The organism is Gemmata sp. (assembly GCF_051859125.1).
Taxonomy (GTDB): domain Bacteria; phylum Planctomycetota; class Planctomycetia; order Gemmatales; family Gemmataceae; genus Gemmata.
Genome location: NZ_JBHYGG010000253.1, coordinates 32,117 through 49,069, shown reverse-complemented (window position 1 = coordinate 49,069; position 16,953 = coordinate 32,117). Strand labels below are relative to the sequence as shown.

General features: G+C 69.5%; 14 protein-coding genes. All 14 read left to right on the top strand.

Going from position 1 to position 16,953, the window contains the following annotated elements; translation table 11 throughout:
• The first annotated feature begins 143 nt into the window (after positions 1-143).
• Entirely contained in the window at positions 144-785 is a 642-nt protein-coding gene (locus ACTIGN_RS22785) for a hypothetical protein (RefSeq protein ID WP_439628137.1), read from the top strand.
• A 119-nt stretch (positions 786-904) separates the two neighbouring features.
• On the top strand, positions 905-2,257 hold the full coding sequence (locus tag ACTIGN_RS22780) for a DUF1501 domain-containing protein (RefSeq protein WP_439628135.1): 1,353 nt from the start codon (positions 905-907) through the stop codon (positions 2,255-2,257).
• Positions 2,258-2,557: 300 nt separating this feature from the next.
• Positions 2,558-2,872: a hypothetical protein gene (locus tag ACTIGN_RS22775; protein ID WP_439628133.1), complete on the top strand. Its 315-nt coding sequence runs from the start codon at positions 2,558-2,560 to the stop codon at positions 2,870-2,872.
• A gap of 96 nt (positions 2,873-2,968) precedes the next feature.
• Positions 2,969-3,736 (top strand): cytochrome c3 family protein, encoded by a 768-nt coding sequence (locus ACTIGN_RS22770; RefSeq protein ID WP_439628131.1) that lies wholly within the window; start codon positions 2,969-2,971, stop codon positions 3,734-3,736.
• 127 nt (positions 3,737-3,863) lie between these two features.
• A complete protein-coding gene (locus tag ACTIGN_RS22765; protein WP_439628129.1) occupies positions 3,864-7,274 on the top strand; it encodes a TAT-variant-translocated molybdopterin oxidoreductase in 3,411 nt (1,136 codons plus the stop codon).
• Between the two features lie 117 nt (positions 7,275-7,391).
• Complete coding sequence (gene nrfD / locus ACTIGN_RS22760) at positions 7,392-8,759, top strand: NrfD/PsrC family molybdoenzyme membrane anchor subunit (protein WP_439628127.1); 1,368 nt, start codon at positions 7,392-7,394, stop codon at positions 8,757-8,759.
• Complete coding sequence (locus ACTIGN_RS22755; protein WP_439628125.1) at positions 8,756-9,364, top strand: DUF3341 domain-containing protein; 609 nt, start codon at positions 8,756-8,758, stop codon at positions 9,362-9,364. Before nrfD ends, ACTIGN_RS22755 begins: the two co-directional genes overlap by 4 nt.
• The gene (locus ACTIGN_RS22750; protein WP_439628123.1) at positions 9,361-10,218 is read left to right on the top strand and encodes a c-type cytochrome; all 858 of its coding nucleotides are present in this window, start codon (positions 9,361-9,363) and stop codon (positions 10,216-10,218) included. Before ACTIGN_RS22755 ends, ACTIGN_RS22750 begins: the two co-directional genes overlap by 4 nt.
• Complete coding sequence (locus tag ACTIGN_RS22745; protein ID WP_439628121.1) at positions 10,215-11,618, top strand: hypothetical protein; 1,404 nt, start codon at positions 10,215-10,217, stop codon at positions 11,616-11,618. Before ACTIGN_RS22750 ends, ACTIGN_RS22745 begins: the two co-directional genes overlap by 4 nt.
• Positions 11,605-12,402 carry a hypothetical protein gene (locus tag ACTIGN_RS22740; RefSeq protein WP_439628119.1) on the top strand — a complete coding sequence of 266 codons (798 nt, stop codon included), beginning with the start codon at positions 11,605-11,607 and terminating at the stop codon, positions 12,400-12,402. Before ACTIGN_RS22745 ends, ACTIGN_RS22740 begins: the two co-directional genes overlap by 14 nt.
• The gene (locus tag ACTIGN_RS22735) at positions 12,399-13,382 is read left to right on the top strand and encodes an SCO family protein (protein WP_439628117.1); all 984 of its coding nucleotides are present in this window, start codon (positions 12,399-12,401) and stop codon (positions 13,380-13,382) included. Before ACTIGN_RS22740 ends, ACTIGN_RS22735 begins: the two co-directional genes overlap by 4 nt.
• Complete coding sequence (coxB, locus tag ACTIGN_RS22730; RefSeq protein WP_439628115.1) at positions 13,379-14,455, top strand: cytochrome c oxidase subunit II; 1,077 nt, start codon at positions 13,379-13,381, stop codon at positions 14,453-14,455. The genes ACTIGN_RS22735 and coxB overlap by 4 nt, the downstream gene beginning before the upstream one ends.
• On the top strand, positions 14,452-16,224 hold the full coding sequence (locus ACTIGN_RS22725; RefSeq protein WP_439628113.1) for a cytochrome c oxidase subunit I: 1,773 nt from the start codon (positions 14,452-14,454) through the stop codon (positions 16,222-16,224). The genes coxB and ACTIGN_RS22725 overlap by 4 nt, the downstream gene beginning before the upstream one ends.
• Complete coding sequence (locus ACTIGN_RS22720) at positions 16,214-16,909, top strand: cytochrome c oxidase subunit 3 (RefSeq protein ID WP_439628111.1); 696 nt, start codon at positions 16,214-16,216, stop codon at positions 16,907-16,909. The genes ACTIGN_RS22725 and ACTIGN_RS22720 overlap by 11 nt, the downstream gene beginning before the upstream one ends.
• The last annotated feature ends 44 nt before the right edge of the window (positions 16,910-16,953 follow it).

Genomic DNA, 16,953 nt, shown 5'->3' with positions numbered 1-16,953 from the left:
TCAGCGACCGGAGTTCTGGTGGAGCGCCCACCTCCGGTCGCTGACGCTCCCGGCTCGCCAGGGTGGTTGGGCGCGAGAATCACGCCCACCCTCGCAATGATCGCCTCGAACCTCCCCCCCGCACACGGTGTCTCCCCGGCACCATGCTGTACTACCCCAAGATCCCCGGCCCGAGGGACGCGCCGGCCGGGCACTGCGTCGCGTTCGAGAAGCTCGACGGCACCAACCTCCACTGGTGCTGGGGCCGCGACAGCGGCTGGCACGCCTTCGGCACGCGGCGCGACCGGTTCGACCTCACGCCGACCGGCACGGCCGCGTTCGCCGCCGCGCACCCCGGCCTCGAAGACGCGCCCGCGGCGTTCCTCGACGCCCTCGCCGACCCGCTCGACGCGGCGCTGCGCCACCACCCCGAGTTCTCGGGCCGCGGCGAGGTCCGGGCGTTCACCGAGTACCTCGGGCCGAACTCGTTCGCCGGCCGGCACCACCGCGACGAGCCGAAGGAAACCGTCCTCATCGACGTGTGGGTCGAGGACTCCGGGTTCGTCGGCCCGGGGGCGTTCGTGGCGATGTTCGGCCACCTGCCGACGCCGCGGGTCGTCTACCGCGGGAAGCTCACCGGCGCGTTCCTGGAGGCGGTGCGGCGGGGCAAGTACGACGTGGCCGAGGGCGTGGTGTGCAAGGGCGGCCACGGGGCCGACGTGTGGATGGTGAAGGCGAAGACGCTCGCGTACCTCGACCGCCTCAAGGCGTCGTTCGGCACGAAGTGGGAAGCGTTCTGGGAGTGAGTTGCTGCCGGGAATCCGGTTGACCCGGCACGCGGGAGCGGTGACACTCAAGTCCCCCGCCCCCCGGATCGGCTCCCCGCCTCGCCCCGCCCCGTCCCACTTCTGCCGGAGTCGCTGCCATGACCCCCCGCCCCACGCGACCGTCCCGCCGCGGCTTCCTCAAGATCGGCTCGCTCGGCCTCGGCGGGCTCACGCTGCCCAACCTGCTGCGGGCCGAGTCCGCCGCCGGCGTCCGCTCGTCGCACAAGTCGGTGATCCTCATCTACCTCGTCGGCGGGCCGCCGCACCAGGACATGTTCGACCTGAAGCCCGACGCGCCGAAGGAGGTCGCCGGGCCGTGGAAGCCGACCGCCACGAACGTCACCGGCGTCCAGATCTGCGAGGCGTTCCCGAAGCTCGCCCGGAACATGGACAAGCTCGCGATCGTGCGGTCCCTCGTCGGCAACCAGGCCGACCACGACGCGGCGCAGTCGTACCACGGGCACCACCCGCGGAAGCCCGCGCCGGCCGGCGGGTGGCCGCAACTCGGGTCCGCGGTCGCGAAGGTGCAGGGGGCCGTCGGCCCGTCGGTGCCGCCGTTCGTGAGCCTCTGTTACACCTGCACCCACGGGCCGTACAACGAGCCGGGGCCGGGGTTCGTCGGCCCCGCGGCGTCGCCGTTCCGGGCGATGGGCCAGACCCGCGAGGACATGGTGCTCCGCGGGATCACGGTGAACCAACTCGCCGAGCGCAAGGCGCTGCTCGCCGGGTTCGACGACCTCCGCCGCGACATCGACGCGACCGGCGGCATGAAGGGGATGGACGCCTTCACCCGGCAGGCGTTCGGGCTCCTGACGTCGTCGCGGATGGCCGAGGCGCTCGACGTCTCCCGCGAGCCGCTCGCCGTCCGCGAGCGGTACGGCACCGGCGACCCGAAGGTGTTCGTGGACGCCAACGGCGCGCCGCGGGTGCCCCAGAGCCTGCTCATGGCCCGGCGGCTCGTCGAGGCCGGGGCGCGGGTCGTCACCCTCAACTACAGCAAGTGGGACTGGCACGGCGGGCTGAACGCCGAGGGCCGCCCGAACAACTCCATCTTCCTCCGCGAGAAGGAGGACTTCCCGGTGTTCGACCAGTGCGTCAGCGCGCTCGTCGAGGACCTCCACGCCCGCGGGCTCGACCGGGACTGCACCGTCGTCGTGATGGGCGAGTTCGGCCGCACGCCGAAGATCAGCGCGCAGGTCGGCCGCGACCACTGGCCGGCGGTGAACTGCGCGCTGCTCGCGGGGGGCGGAATGCGGACCGGGCAGGTGATCGGCGCGACCGACAAGATCGCGGGCGAGGCGGTGTCGCGGCCGGTGTCGTTCGCCGAGCTTTTTGCGACGCTGTATCACAACCTCGGCATCGACGTGAACCAGGTCACGCTCCCGGACCTCACCGGCCGGCCGCAGTTCCTCGTGGAAGACAACGCGCAGCCGGTCCGCGAGCTCCTGTGACGCGCACCCGTCGCCGGTCCGACCCGGGCGCCTCGTTCGTTAGCACCCCGGTCGGAGCCTGGCCACTTCTCTGAGACCTCGTCTCACTCCAACTTCCTCACCACGAAGACATGCCGCTAGCGTCGGGATTTTTCCGATTTGCAGCTTGTATCCGAGGTACAGCGGGCTACCATCTCGACTTAGTGAAGGATGCGACAAAGTAGGTGGACGCGGCTCCCGGCGACTCGTATCGCTAGAGTCACACAAGGTCCGCATCACGATCAATCTGGCTGTGCCACGGTTCTGGGCGGAGGGCCAAGTTTGGAACACGCGACCTCGCACGCCGCGACCACGACCCCGACGAAGCCGATCGTCGCCCCCATCGGGGGCGGGCTCTCGGGCGCGTCGATCGGCCTCGGCTTCTTCAGCATGTGCGTCTTCTGGTGGTACCCGTTCAGCCCGATCCTCTCGGCCGTGGGGCTGGTGCTGGGCCTCATCGGCCTGGCCCGCGGGGCGCGCGGGCCGCGGGGCGAGAACTTCGCGTTCGGCGGCGTCGCCCTGTGCGCGACCAGCCTGTCAATGACGCTCACGCTCAACTTCGCCCTGCGGTACCTGCAGTGGGACTCGCTGCTGTGAGACCCGCGGTGGCGCGGGCCGGTGGGTTGCGGTTGATGGGTGGGTTGCGGTTTGTCGGTGGTGCGGTCCGTCAGTTCGAGCCGAGGTGGTGACGCGATGCCCCAGATTTTCCCGAAGGCGCTGAACCCGATCGCCCGGGTGATCGTGCTGAGCCTGCCGGTCCTGGCCGCGACCACGGGCGTCGGGCTGGCCGCGTTCTTCCGGTCGACCTACGCGACGGGCGTCGGCGAGGCCCCCCCGCAGCCGGTCGCGTTCAGCCACGCCCACCACGTCGGGCAACTCGGCATCGACTGCCGGTATTGCCACACGTCGGTCGAGATCTCCGGGTCCGCCAACGTGCCGCCCACCAAGACCTGCATGAACTGCCACCAGCAGATCTGGCAGGGGGCCGACATGCTCGAGCCGGTCCGCGACAGCTACCGCACCGGCAAGCCGATCGAGTGGAACAAGGTCTACAACCTCCCGCACTACGCCTACTTCAACCACTCGATCCACGTCGCCAAGGGGGTCGGGTGCGTGAGCTGCCACGGGCGGCTCGACCAGCAGAACCTGACGGTCCAGAGCTCGACGCTGCTCATGGAGTGGTGCATCAACTGCCACCGCGAGCCCGAGAAGCACCTCCGCCCGCGGAGCGAGGCGACGAGCATGCTCTACAGCCCCGCGACGCTGACCGCCGACGGCAGCGCGCCGAAGTGGAAGCGGGCCGACCTTCCGAACTTCGGCAAGCTCCCCGACGGCAAGGACAACCCGCTCATCGGCACCGCCCGCCCGACCGACCAGCGGGAAATGGGGCTGCTGCTGAAGGAAGAGTACAAGGTCCGCGACCCCGTCACGCTGACCAACTGCTCGATGTGCCACCGGTAGTTCGGGCCCCGGACCCGGGGTCGGGAGTCGGGGGCAGGAGTCACGAGCGACTCCCCCGCGACGCACGACACCCGAGCCCCGACCCGTGAACCCGGACCCCCGACTCCCGACTTCTGCTGAGGTTCCGATGAAGCCCGACAGCACGGACACGCCGCCCGTCGCGCAGCCCGCCAAGCAGTGGCAGGGGCTCGACGAGTACGTGGGCAGCGCAGAGTTCCAGAAGGCGGTCCAGGACGAGTTCCCCGAGGGGGCGTCCGAGTTCACCGACGAGGTCAGCCGGCGGCGGTTCGTCGGGCTCATGGGCGCGTCCGTCGCCCTGGCCACCGGGGCCGGGTGCTACGTCCGGCCCGCCCCGCCGCGGAAGATCCTGCCGTACGCCACGCAGCCCGACCAGCTCACCCCGGGCGTGCCCCTGTTCTTCGCCTCGGCCGCGCCGCTGAGCGGGTTCGGCGTCGGCGTGCTGGTCCGCAGCAACGAGGGCCGGCCGACCAAGATCGAGGGCAACCCGAGCCACCCGTCGAGCCCCAACGGCGGCACCGACTCGTTCACCCAGGCCAGCATCCTCGACCTGTACGACCCGGACCGCTCGCAGCGCGTGACCCACCGCGGGCTCGCGTCGTCGCCCGACGAGGCGATCGTCGCCGTCCGCAAGGCGCTGTACGACGCCGCCGGCCAGCCGAAGAAGAACCTCCGGCTCCGCCTGCTCACCGAGACCGTGACGTCGCCGACGCTCGGCGCGCAGGTCCTCAAGCTCCTCGCCGACTTCCCCGAGGCCCGCTGGGTCCAGCACGACCCGGCCGTCGGCTCCGGCGCCCGCGACGGGCTCACGAAGGCGTTCGGGCGGCCGCTCAACGTCACCTACGACTTCACCCGGGCCGACGTCGTCCTGGCGCTCGACGCCGAGTTCCTCGAAGGGTGCCCCGGCAGCGTCCGGTACGCCCGCGACTTCGCCGAGCGCCGCAAGATCCGCAAGAACGGCAAGACGCTCGCCGAGGTCCACGCCAAGCCGCACGTTCACGCCGAGGGCGAGGGCGACGACCACGAGCACGAGCACAAGGACGGGATCAAGCCCGAGGCGCTGAACCGGCTGTACGCGGTCGAGGCGATGCCGAGCACGGTCGGGTCCGTCGCGGACCACCGGCTCGCGCTGCCGGTCACGCTGATCGAGTCGCTCGTCCGCACGCTGGCGGTCGAACTCGGCGTCGCCGGGGTCCCCGGGGCCGCCCCCCTGCCGGACGCCGCAAAGGCCTGGATCAAGCCGCTCGCCGACGACCTGAGGGCCAAGGCCGGGAAGTCGGTCGTCGTCGCCGGCCCGCACCTGTCGGCGACGGCCCACGCGCTCGTCGCGGCGATCAACGTGAAGCTCGGCAACGCCGGGACGACCGTGATCTACACCGAGGCGATCTCGGTCCGGCCGGCCGAGAAGGTGATCGACCTCAAGGCGCTCACCGCCGAGATGGCGGCCCGCCAGGTCGACGCCCTCATCGTCCTCGACGTCAACGCGGCGTACACCGCCCCGGCCGACGTGCCGTTCGAGAAGGCGATCAAGAACGTCCCGTTCACGTTCCACCACGGGCTGTACCAGGACGAGACCGCGGTGCTGTGCCACTGGCACGCCAACGCCGCCCACTACCTCGAAGCCTGGGGCGACATCCGCGGCCACGACGGCACGGTCGCGCTCCAGCAGCCGCTCATCGCCCCGCTGTTCTCCGGCAGCTCGGCGATCGAGTTCTTCGCCAACGTGTTCCAGAACTCGGCCCGCGACGGGTACGACATCGTCCGGGCGACGTGGCGGAACCCCGACGAGGTCCGCAAGAGCTACCCGGGCCTGCCGAAGGTCGAGCAGTTCGAGGTGTTCTGGCAGCAGGCGGTCCGCGCGGGCGTGATCGCCGGCACCGCGGCCGCCCCGGTCGCGGTCGCCCTCGCGGCGAACTGGGCCGCCGACGCGCCGGCCGCCCCGGCGTTCAACGCCGCCGAGCAGCTCGAAATCAACTTCCGCCCCGACCCGACGCTGTACGACGGCCGGTTCGCCAACAACGGGTGGCTCCAGGAGCTGCCCAAGCCCGTCACCAAGGTGTGCTGGGACAACGCCGTCTACATGAGCGAGGTCACCGCCAACAAGCTCAAGCTCGACCCCGCGTTCTTCCGGTGGACCGCCGGCGAGCACGGCCGGGCGCAGGTGAACGTCGTCCAGCTCAAGTACCGCGGCGTCACAGTGCTGGCCCCGGTGTGGGTGCTGCCGAACCACGCCGACGACTCGATCACGGTCCACCTCGGCCACGGCCGCGAGCGGGCCGGCCGGGTCTGCTCGACGCAGGGCGAGCCGAACGCCGCCGGCAAGGACGTCCGCGGGTTCAACGCCTACGCGCTCCAGACGTCCGACGCGCCGTGGACCGCGGCGACCGGCAAGGACGCGGCCGGCAACTCCGACCTGGTGATCACCAAGACCAAGAAGGTCTACCTGCTGGCCCAGGTGCAGGGCCAGACGTCGATGAGCCAGAAGGACCTGTTCATCGACTACGAGTGGAACCGCAAGCCGGTCCGCCACGGCGACGTCGAGCTGTACAAGAAGAACCCGGCGTTCGCCAAGATCCCGCCGATGGCCGCGGGCGAGACCGCCCCGATCAACCGCAACGTCCCGGCGCCCAAGCCGCACGGCAGCGGCGGCGACACCCCGGGCGAGCACCCGGCCCACAGCCCGGGCGCCGACCACGGCGACGGCGGCCACGGCCACGACGGCCGCTTGCACTCGCTCACGATGTACTACGACGAGGACAAGTTCAAGCGGTTCACCCCGGGGCTCAAGCCCGAGCAGCAGCGCCGCTGGGCCATGGCCATCGACCTGAACGCCTGCACCGGGTGCTCGGCGTGCGTGGTCGCGTGCGTGAGCGAGAACAACATCCCGGTCGTCGGCAAGGACCAGGTGACCAAGGGCCGGTTGATGCACTGGATCAACATCGACCGGTACTACGAGGGGAACCCGGGCGACGCGGGGCTCAAGACCCTGTTCCAGCCCCGCATGTGCGTGCAGTGCGAGAACGCCCCGTGCGAGATCGTGTGCCCGGTCGGCGCGACGGTCCACTCGGCCGACGGCCTCAACGACATGACGTACAACCGGTGCGTCGGCACCCGGTACTGCTCGAACAACTGCCCGTACAAGGTCCGCCGGTTCAACTTCCTGACGTACGTGGACTGGGACTCGAACACGCTCAAGCTGGGCCGCAACCCGGACGTGTCGGTCCGGAGCCGCGGGGTGATGGAGAAGTGCACGTTCTGCGTGCAGCGGATCCGCGGGGCCGAGATCGTCGCCGAGCGGGAGCACCGCAAGATCCGCGACGGCGAGATCCTGACCGCGTGCCAGTCGGCGTGCCCGTCGGGCGCGATCGTGTTCGGCGACCTGAACGACGACCACAGCGCGGTGGCGCGGTGGAAGGAGGAGCCGGCCAACTACGGGCTCCTCGCCGAACTCAACACCCGGCCCCGCCTGACCCACCTGGCGATCGTCCGGAACCCGAACCCCGCCATGCCGAAGGCGTGACCCGGGGCCAGTTGACACGCGAGAACACGAGGATGCCGAACACGCCGAAGGGGGCCTGACGTGGCGACAGCGGAACTTAACAACGCCCACCGGGGCGGGCTGCCGCCCGAGCCGGAGATGCACCCCCTGGTCCTGAACAAGCACGGGCTTGTCTCGATCGGGGACGCCATCGGCGGGGTGGTGCTCAACACCAAGCACCCCCGCGGGTGGTGGCTCGGGTTCCTGGCCGGGCTGGCGATGCTGCAGATCCTCGCGGTCTCGGTCGCGTGGCTGTTCTACATGGGCGTCGGGGTCTGGGGCATCAACGTCCCGGTCGCCTGGGGCTTCGCGATCGTCAACTTCGTGTGGTGGATCGGCATCGGCCACGCCGGCACGCTGATCTCCGCCGTGCTGCTGCTCATGCACCAGAAGTGGCGCACGAGCATCAACCGGTTCTCCGAGGCGATGACCATCTTCGCCGTCATGTGCGCCGGCCTGTTCCCGCTCCTGCACATGGGCCGGCCGTGGTTCTTCTACTGGCTGTACCCGTTCCCCAACGTCGCCGGCGTGTGGCCCCAGTTCCGCAGCCCGCTCACCTGGGACGTGTTCGCGGTCACCACGTACTTCACCGTGTCGCTGGTGTTCTGGTACATCGGGCTCATCCCGGACCTCGCGTCGCTCCGCGACCAGGCCCGGACCCGGTGGCAGCGGCTCCTGTACGGCGTGCTGGCCCTGGGCTGGCGCGGGTCGGCCATCCACTGGCGGCGGTACGAGAAGGTGTACCTGATCCTCGGCGGGATCAGCACCCCGCTCGTGCTCTCGGTCCACACGGTCGTGTCGTTCGACTTCGCCGTGTCCATCGTCCCGCTGTGGCACGCCACGATCTTCCCGCCGTTCTTCGTCGCCGGGGCCATCTACTCGGGCTTCGCGATGGTGGTGGCGATCGCGCTGCCGGTGCGGCGGTGGTACAAGCTCGAGGACTTCTTCACCGACCACCACGTGGACATCATGGGGAAGGTCATGCTGGCGACCGGGTTCCTCGTGACCTACGGGTACTTCAGCGAGGCCTGGATGGCGTGGTACGGCCACACGCTCTACGAGTGGGGCACCACGATGGAGCGCATGTTCGGCCCGTACGGGTGGTCGTACTGGGCGCTCATCATCACCAACTGCGCGTTCCCGCTGACGTTCCTGTGGTCGAAGCGGATCCGCCGGAGCTTCTTCTGGATGGAGATGATCTGCATCTCGGTGCTCATCGGGATGTGGTTCGAGCGGTACGTGATCGTGATCACCCTGGCCCGCGAGTACATCCCGGCCCAGTGGGGCCGGTACGCCCCGACCATCTGGGACTACGGGACCATGATCGGGTCCATGGGCCTGTTCCTCACCCTGTTCTTCTTGTTCCTCCGGTACCTGCCGATGATCTCGATCACCGAGATGCGCGAACTGTTGCCCCGGAAGCAGGGCGGCGGCGGCGGCCACTCGATCATGGAGAACGCGCCATGACCCCGACCACCCCGATCCTCACCCCCGGCGCCGTGCACACCCCGCACGACGACACGCACCACGGGCCGCGGCCCGAGCCGACCGTGTTCGGGCTCCTCGCGGAGTTCGAGACGGCCGACGGCATGGTCGCCGCCGCGCACAAGGTGCAGGGGGCCGGGTTCACCCGGTACGACTGCTACAGCCCGTACCCCGTCGGCGACGCGGCCGACGCGATGAACTTCCCCAAGTCCGAAATGGGCGCGGTGATGTTCGTCGGCGGGCTCACCGGGGCCTGCACCGGGTTCTTCATGCAGTACTACCTGAACGCCTACGGGTACGCCCTGAACGTGGGCGGCCGCCCGTACCTGAGCTGGCCGTCGTTCATCCCCATCACCTTCGAGATGATGGTGCTGACCGCCGCGCTCACGGGCCTGTTCGGGCTGATGGCGCTGTGCGGGCTGCCGCGGTACCACCACCCGCTGTTCAACTCGAAGGCGTTCGACCGGGCCACCCGCGACCGGTTCTTCCTGTGCATCGAGGCGATCGACCCGAAGTACGACGCCGCCGCCACCCGGGCGTTCCTGAGCGACCTGCACCCGGTGTCGGTCGAGGAGGTGCCGGAATGAGTGCCCAACGCGACCGCGGCCCGATCGGCCGCATGCGACTCCTGACCCTGGCCCTCCTGTGCGCGGCGCCCGCCGCCGGGTGCCGCCAGCAGATGTCCGACCAGCCGTACCACCGGCCCCAGGAGGGGTCCGACTTCTTCGCCGACGGCCGCGCCTCGCGGCCGCTGGAGAACGGCGTCGTCCACCGGGCGCAGTACCTCGACACCGACCCGCTCGCGACCGGCCTGACCCCGGACGAGTGGACCCGCGTGTACGCCCGCCAGGCGAACAACAAGGTCGACCTCGCGACCCCGACCCCGATCGAGAACCGCGAGGCGGCCGTCACGCTCCCGCGGTACGACCAGCGGGCCGCCGGCAACCCCAAGGTGTACGTCGAGGGGTTCCCGTTCGCGATCACCGGCGAGGACCTGGACCGCGGCCAGGAGCGGTACACGATCTACTGCGCGGTGTGCCACGGGGCGCTCGGCAACGGGCAGGGGAAGATCTGGGAGCGCGGCTACCTGAAGCCGACGTCGTTCCACACCGCCCCGGTCGGCGCGCACGAGCTGCCGACCCAGGAGGTCCCGGCCACGCCGCTCGGGTACTCCCGCGGGTACTCGCTCTGGGACATCAAGATCCCGCTGCGGGAGGCCCCGGTCGGGTACTACTTCGAAGTCATCACCAAGGGGTACGGGGGCATGCCCAGTTACTCCGCCCAGATCGCGCCGGCCGACCGCTGGCGGATCATCGCCTACGTCCGCGCCCTGCAGTACAGCCAGCACGCGACCGACCTGCCGCCCGCACTGGCGGACAAGGTGAACGCGGCCGGCACCGGCGCGGCGACCGACACGAAGAAGGCGGGAGGTCATCCGTGAGTAGTGATCCCACAGCGGCCGCGCCGGCGTCGCCCGCCGCGGTCGTGAACAACCCGAACGCGCTCGACTGGGCCCCGTTCACCCGGGTCGCCATGGTCGCCGCCGTCGCGGGCGTCGCCCTCTACGCGGCCGTGGGCGTGGTCAACCTGACCAACGCGCACGACGACCACGAGCGGCACCTGGCCGGCGCGCGGTTCATGTCCGCGTACCTCACCGGGTTCACGTACTGGCTCAGCCTGCCGATCGGGGCGATGGCGCTGCTGATGATCGGCTACCTCGCGAAGACGTCGTGGGGCCTGCTGCTCCGCCGCCCGCTCGAGGCCGCGACCCGCACGATGCCGCTCCTCGCGGTGCTGTTCGCGGGGCTCGCCGCGGCCGTCGCGTTCGACCACGGCCACTACTCGCCGTACTGGTGGACCAACCCCGAGGTGGTCCCGCCCGACCCGTCCGTGAACATGGCCAACCCGGGCGCCGACGCAGAGGCCGGCAACAAGCGCGACCTCGCGATCGAGTACGGCAAGTACATGATCGCCAAGGCGACCCAGCACCAGCAGCACGCCCGCGAGGTGGGCACCTACGGGTTCCTGTCCGTGCCGTCGTTCATCGGCGTCGGGGCCGTGCTGTTCACGATCTGGGGGCTCATGATCGCGTACCTGAACCGGTGGAGCCGCCGGGCCGAGGGCACCCCCGTCCAGGTCGAGGCCGCGCTGCTGAAGCTCAGCAACTTCTCCGGGCCCGGGATGATCGTGTACGCGATCACCCTGACCGCGGCCGCCACCCAGTGGGTGATGTCGGTCGAGCCGGGCTGGGCCTCGACGATGTTCCCGGTCATCTTCGCGGTGAACCAGTTCCTCACGACGATGGCCCTGTGCCTGGCGCTGTTCCTGTGCATCGTCAGCCGCGAGCCGTTCGCGAAGGTGATGCGGCCCAAGTTCCAGCTCGACATGGCGACGCTGCTCCTGGTGTTCACCCTGTTCTGGACGTACACCTCGTTCTCGCAGTTCATGCTGATCTGGGTCGGCAACCTGCCCGAGGAGATCCCGTTCTACCTGAAGCGGTCGACCGGCGGGTGGTGGTACGTGTCGGCCGGGCTGGCGGCGCTGCACTTCGCGCTGCCGTTCCTGCTGCTGCTGTTCCGCGACATCAAGCTGCACCCGAAGCGGCTCCGGGCCGTGGCGCTGTTCCTGCTGGTGATGTGCGCGATCGACGTGACCTGGTGGCTCGCGCCCGCGTCGGTCCCGTTCGGGGGCGTGCCAGCGTGGCTGATGGACGCCGGGGCCATTCTCGCCATCGGCGGCGTGTGGGGGCTGTACTTCTTCCACGAGCTGAAGAAGCGGAACATCCTCCCGGTCGACGAGACGTTCCTGCTGCCGGAGGGGCACCACCATGAGTCTCACTAACAACCCCGGCGGCTCGAAGGGCGGGTCCAAGCCCGACGACCACGACGGGTTCGCCCGGCCCAGCGCCGAGTCCCTGCGGCTCGGGTACGAGCCCGACGGGTACCACACCGGCAGCGTCGTGAGCGTGCCGGTGCTCGTGGTGGTGTTCTTCGTGCTCGCCTTCGGCAGCACGACGGCCCTGTTCATGTACTTCAGCAAGGCCCCGAACGACCCGGCGGCGCACCCGATGGCCCGGGAGCGGAACCAGGTCGAACTCGGCGACCGGCTCAAGCGGATCGGCCGCGGCGCCGAGGTCGACCAGCCGCGGCTCGAGCCGCTCGTGGTCCGCACCGGCAACAGCCGGGCGATCACCCGGCCCACGGACCCGAACGGGAACAACCCGCCGTACGTGTACCCGGAGGACAGCCGGGCCGACGCGGACCGCACCCCGGAGCTGTTCCGCACCGGGTGGGCCGACGGCGGCCGGACGGTGGCCCAGGTGCCGCTCGCGGCGGTCCTCGACGGGGCGGCCCCGAAGCTGTTCCCGTTCCAGGACCACGGCTCGCGGCCGACGGCCTCGACGCACCTGCCGACCGCGTCCAACGCCGGCCGCGGGGCCGAGCACGCCGAGGCCGTGATGCCCAGGGTGCACCAGGTGCCCGCGACCGCGCCCGAGGCGAAGAAGGACGAGCCCAAGAAGGACGAGGCGAAGAAGGACGAGCCCAAGAAGGACGCGAAGGCCCCCGACGCGCCCAAGGCCCCGGAGCCGCCGAAGGCTCCCGAGAAGGGGGAGGTCAAGAAGTGAGGCTCCCCCGGACCTCGCCCCTGGTGTCCGTTGCGTGCCTCGCGGCGCTGCTCGCGGCCCCGTCCGTGGGTACCGCGGCCGGCCCCGACGGGCTCGTGCCCGGCGGCAACGAGCAGCCGACCGTGCAGGCCGACATCAGCAACATCGGGATCGACCAGAACCTCGGCGCGCAGGTGAACCTCGACCTCGTCTTCCGCGACGAGTCCGAGCGGCCCGTCACGCTCCGCGAGGCGATGAACGGCAAGGTCACGATCCTGGTGCCGGTCTACTTCCGGTGCCCGGACCTGTGCAACAAGGTGCTGAACGAGTTGACGGTCTCGCTCCGGGCCCTGGCCCTGAGCGGGTTCCGCGTCGGCGACCAGTTCACGGTCGTCACCGTGAGCATGGACCCGAAGGAGCACGCGGACCTGGGCTCGGCCAAGCAGAAGGCGTACCTGGGCGAGTACGGGTTCCCGGCGGACCCGAGCGGGTGGCGGTTCCTGACCGGGAAGAAGGAACCGGTCGGCGAGTTGCTGAAGAGCGTCGGGTTCCGCTATGAATTCGACAAGGCGTTCAAGGAGTACAAGCACCCCAGCGGCGTCATGATCCTGACCCCCGAGGGGAAGATCTCGCGGTACTTCATGGGCATGCAGTTCGACGACAAGGTGCAGCCCGTCGACGGCCAGCCGCTCCCGCCGCCGACCTGGAAGACGCTGCGGCTGTCACTCGTCGAGGCGTCGGGCGGGAAGATCGGGACGCTGGTCGAGCAGTTGACGCTCGCGTGCTCGCGGTTCGACCACCTGAAGCAGGGCTACGCCCTGTCGATCATGGTCGTGGTGAAGGCGGGCGGCGTGCTGACGCTGCTCCTGATGGGCGGGTGGGTCGCCCTGGCCCTGCGCCGCGACCGCCGCAAGTCGGCCGCCGCGGCGGCGGCAACGGAACCGGGAACAGAACACGGACCGGCCCACGGTCCCAACGGACAGACGGGGGTGCCCGCATGAACTCGCTACCGCCTTTGATCCCCGTGGTCGCGTCCACGATCGGGTACCACTTCGAGGCGCTGTTCTGGTACCTCATGGTCGTCACCACCCTGGGCGGCCTGGCGGTGTACGGGGCGCTGCTGTACTTCTGCGTCGCGTACCGCCGCGGGACCACGACCGGCTCGACCCCCCGGATCCTCGGGTCGCACCGGCTCGAGCTGGCGTGGACCATCATCCCGACGATCATCTTCTTCACGTTCTTCGGCTGGGGCGCGGTGGTCTACACGAAGGCCGTCCACCCGCCGCAGGACGCAATGGAGATCTTCGTCATCGGCAAGCAGTGGATGTGGAAGGCCCAGTACCCCAACGGGCAGCGGGTCATCATCGGCGGGAACCCGCGGAACATGACCGAGGGCGAGCGCAAGTCGATCGGCAAGCTGGTGCTCCCGGTGGACCGCCCGGTCCGCGTCACGATGATCTCCGAGGACGTGATCCACGACTTCGGCGTGCCCGCGTTCCGCATGAAGATGGACGTGCTCCCGGGCCGGTACACCACGGCGTGGTACCACCCGACCAAGACCGGTGAGTTCCACATCTTCTGCGACCAGTACTGCGGGACGTGGCACTCGCTGATGGTCGGGAAGATCGCCGTCGTGGGCCAGCAGGAGTTCGACGAGTGGCTCGGGGGCCTGGGCTCGTACCAGGGCAGCGAGCAGCCCGTGGACGGCTCGCGGGCGTTCTCCGGCCGGCAACTGTTCCTGAAGCTCCAGTGCATCAAGTGCCACAGCGCCGACCCGAACGCGGCCGCCCCGGTCCTCGAGGGCCTGTACGGCCGCCGGGTGCCGATCAAGGGCGGCGGGGCCGAGTACGCCGACGCCGAGTACATCAAGCAGTCCATCCTGAAGCCGCGGCTCAAGGTCGCGCAGGGGTGGGAGCCGATCATGCCCTCCTACGAGGGGCAGGTGACGCCCGACGACCTCGACGACCTGGTCGCCTACATCCGCAGCCTGAAGCTCGGGACCACCCCCAACCGCACGGACCGCATGAGTCCCCCGGTGGGTGCCCCGACGGTGCGATCGGAGAAGAAGGAATGACAACCGCCGCCACCAACGCCGGCCCGAGGATCGCCCCGGTGCCGCCCGAGCCGCCCCCGGCGGTGCCCAACTACCTGAACGTCGACTACAGCCTGTGGTCGTGGCTCACCACGGTCGACCACAAGCGGATCGGCCTGCTGTACCTGATCTCGATCAGCGTGTTCTTCGTCGCGGGCGGGGTCGCGGCCGGGATCGTCCGGCTCAACCTGCTCTCGCCCGACGGGGCCATCGTCAACGAGGACACGTACAACCGGGCGTTCACCGGCCACGGGGTCCTGATGCTGTTCTTCTTCCTCATCCCGGCCGTGCCCGGGGTGCTGGGGAACTTCCTGATCCCGATGATGATCGGGGCCAAGGACCTCGCGTTCCCGAAGCTGAACCTCGCGAGCTGGTACGTGTTCATGGTCGGGGCCGGGTTCGGCGTGTGGGGGCTGCTCGCCGGCGGCATCGACACGGGCTGGACCCTGTACCCGCCGTACAGCTCGCGGTCGTCGACCTCGAACGTGATCCCCGGCGTGTTCGGCGTGTTCATCTCGGGCTTCAGCTCGATCATGACCGGCCTGAACATCATGGTCACGGTCCACAAGATGCGCGCCCCCGGCATGACCTGGGGCCGGCTCCCGCTGTTCGTATGGTCCCTGTACGCCACGAGCCTGATCCAGCTCCTGGGCACCCCGGTGATCGCCATCACGACCACCCTGCTCATGGTCGAGCGGATCGCGGGCATCGGCATCTTCGACCCGATGATCGGCGGCGACCCGGTGCTGTTCCAGCACCTGTTCTGGTTCTACTCGCACCCGGCCGTGTACATCATGATCCTGCCCGGGATGGGCGTGATCAGCGAGGTGCTCACCTGCTTCAGCCGCAAGAACATCTTCGGGTACCACGCGGTCGCGTGGTCGAGCATGGGCATCGCGGTGGTCGGGTTCCTGCTGTGGGCGCACCACATGTTCGTGGCCGGCATCAGCTTCTACTCGGCGCTGCTGTTCAGCTTCCTGAGCATGCTCGTGGCGGTGCCCTCGGCCATCAAGGTGTTCAACTGGACCGGGACGCTGTACCGGGGGTCGATCACGTTCCAGGCCCCGATGCTGTTCGGGCTCGGGTTCGTGGTGCTGTTCGTCATCGGCGGGCTCACGGGCCTGTTCCTGGCGACCCTCGGCACCGACATCCACCTGCACGACACGTACTTCGTCGTGGCCCACTTCCACTTCGTGATGGTGGGCGGGATGGTGCTCGGGTACTTCGCCGGCCTTCACTTCTGGTGGCCCAAGATGTTCGGCCGCATGTACAGCGACTGGTGGAGCCGGGTCGCGGCCGCGATCATCATCGTCGGGTTCTTCCTGACGTTCGTGCCCCAGTTCATCCTGGGGTACCACGGGATGCCGCGGCGGTACCCGAACTACCCGGCCGAGTTCCAGGTGTACAACGTGATGTCCACCGCCGGGGCGAGCATCCTCGGCCTGGGCTACCTGCTCCCGGCGTTCTACCTCCCGCTGTCGCTGGTGTACGGCCGGAAGGCCGGCTCCAACCCGTGGAGCGCGACCGGCCTGGAGTGGGTGAGCCCGAGCCCGCCCCCGCTGTTCAACTTCGACGAGGCGAACATGCCGGTCGTCGTGTGCGGCCCGTACGAGTACTCCCTGGGCGTGGACCAACTGGGCCGCGGGCTCCCGGAGGGGCCGGGCCTGGGCACGGCCGGCGACCCGTCCTCGACCCACGACCAACCGGCCGCCCCCGGCCCCATGAAGAAGGAGACCGAAGTTGTCGGCTAGCACCCATTCCCCGGTGCTCAAGCACCACTTCGGGGACCTCGGACAGCAGCACGCCTCCGAACGCCTGGGCATGTGGATGTTCCTGGCGACCGAAGTGCTGTTCTTCGCCGGTCTGTTCGCCGCGTACGCCTGCTACCGCCTGTGGTACGCGGCCGAGTTCGAGTTCGCCAGCTCGTTCATGAACCTGACGATCGCGAGCGCCAACACGGTGCTCCTGGTCACCAGCAGCCTCACGATGACGCTGGCGATCCGGGCCGCGAAGCTCGGGAACAAGAACGGCCTGTACACGCACCTGCTGCTCACGTTCGCCCTTGGGGCGGGGTTCATGGTGCTCAAGGGGTTCGAGTACGCCCACGACTTCCACGAGTCCTACCTGCCGGGGACGGCGACGTTCGTCCACAGCGAGATGAACACCCAGGCGCTCGAGCGGGGCCTGGACACCGGCAAGGTCCGGCTGTTCCTGTGCTTCTACTACATCATGACCGGGATCCACGGGGTCCACATCGTCATCGGCCTCGGGTGCATCCTGTGGCTGGTGCAGCAGACCTACGCCAACAAGATCCCGCCGGAGAACTACTCCACCGTCGAGGTGGTCAGCCTCTACTGGCACCTGGTGGACGCGATCTGGCTGTTCCTGATGCCGATGCTGTACCTGGCCGGCGCGCACATCAAGCACGCCCACTGACCGACCTGGTGGCACGGGCCGAGGGCCCGTGCCGCCCCCACAGG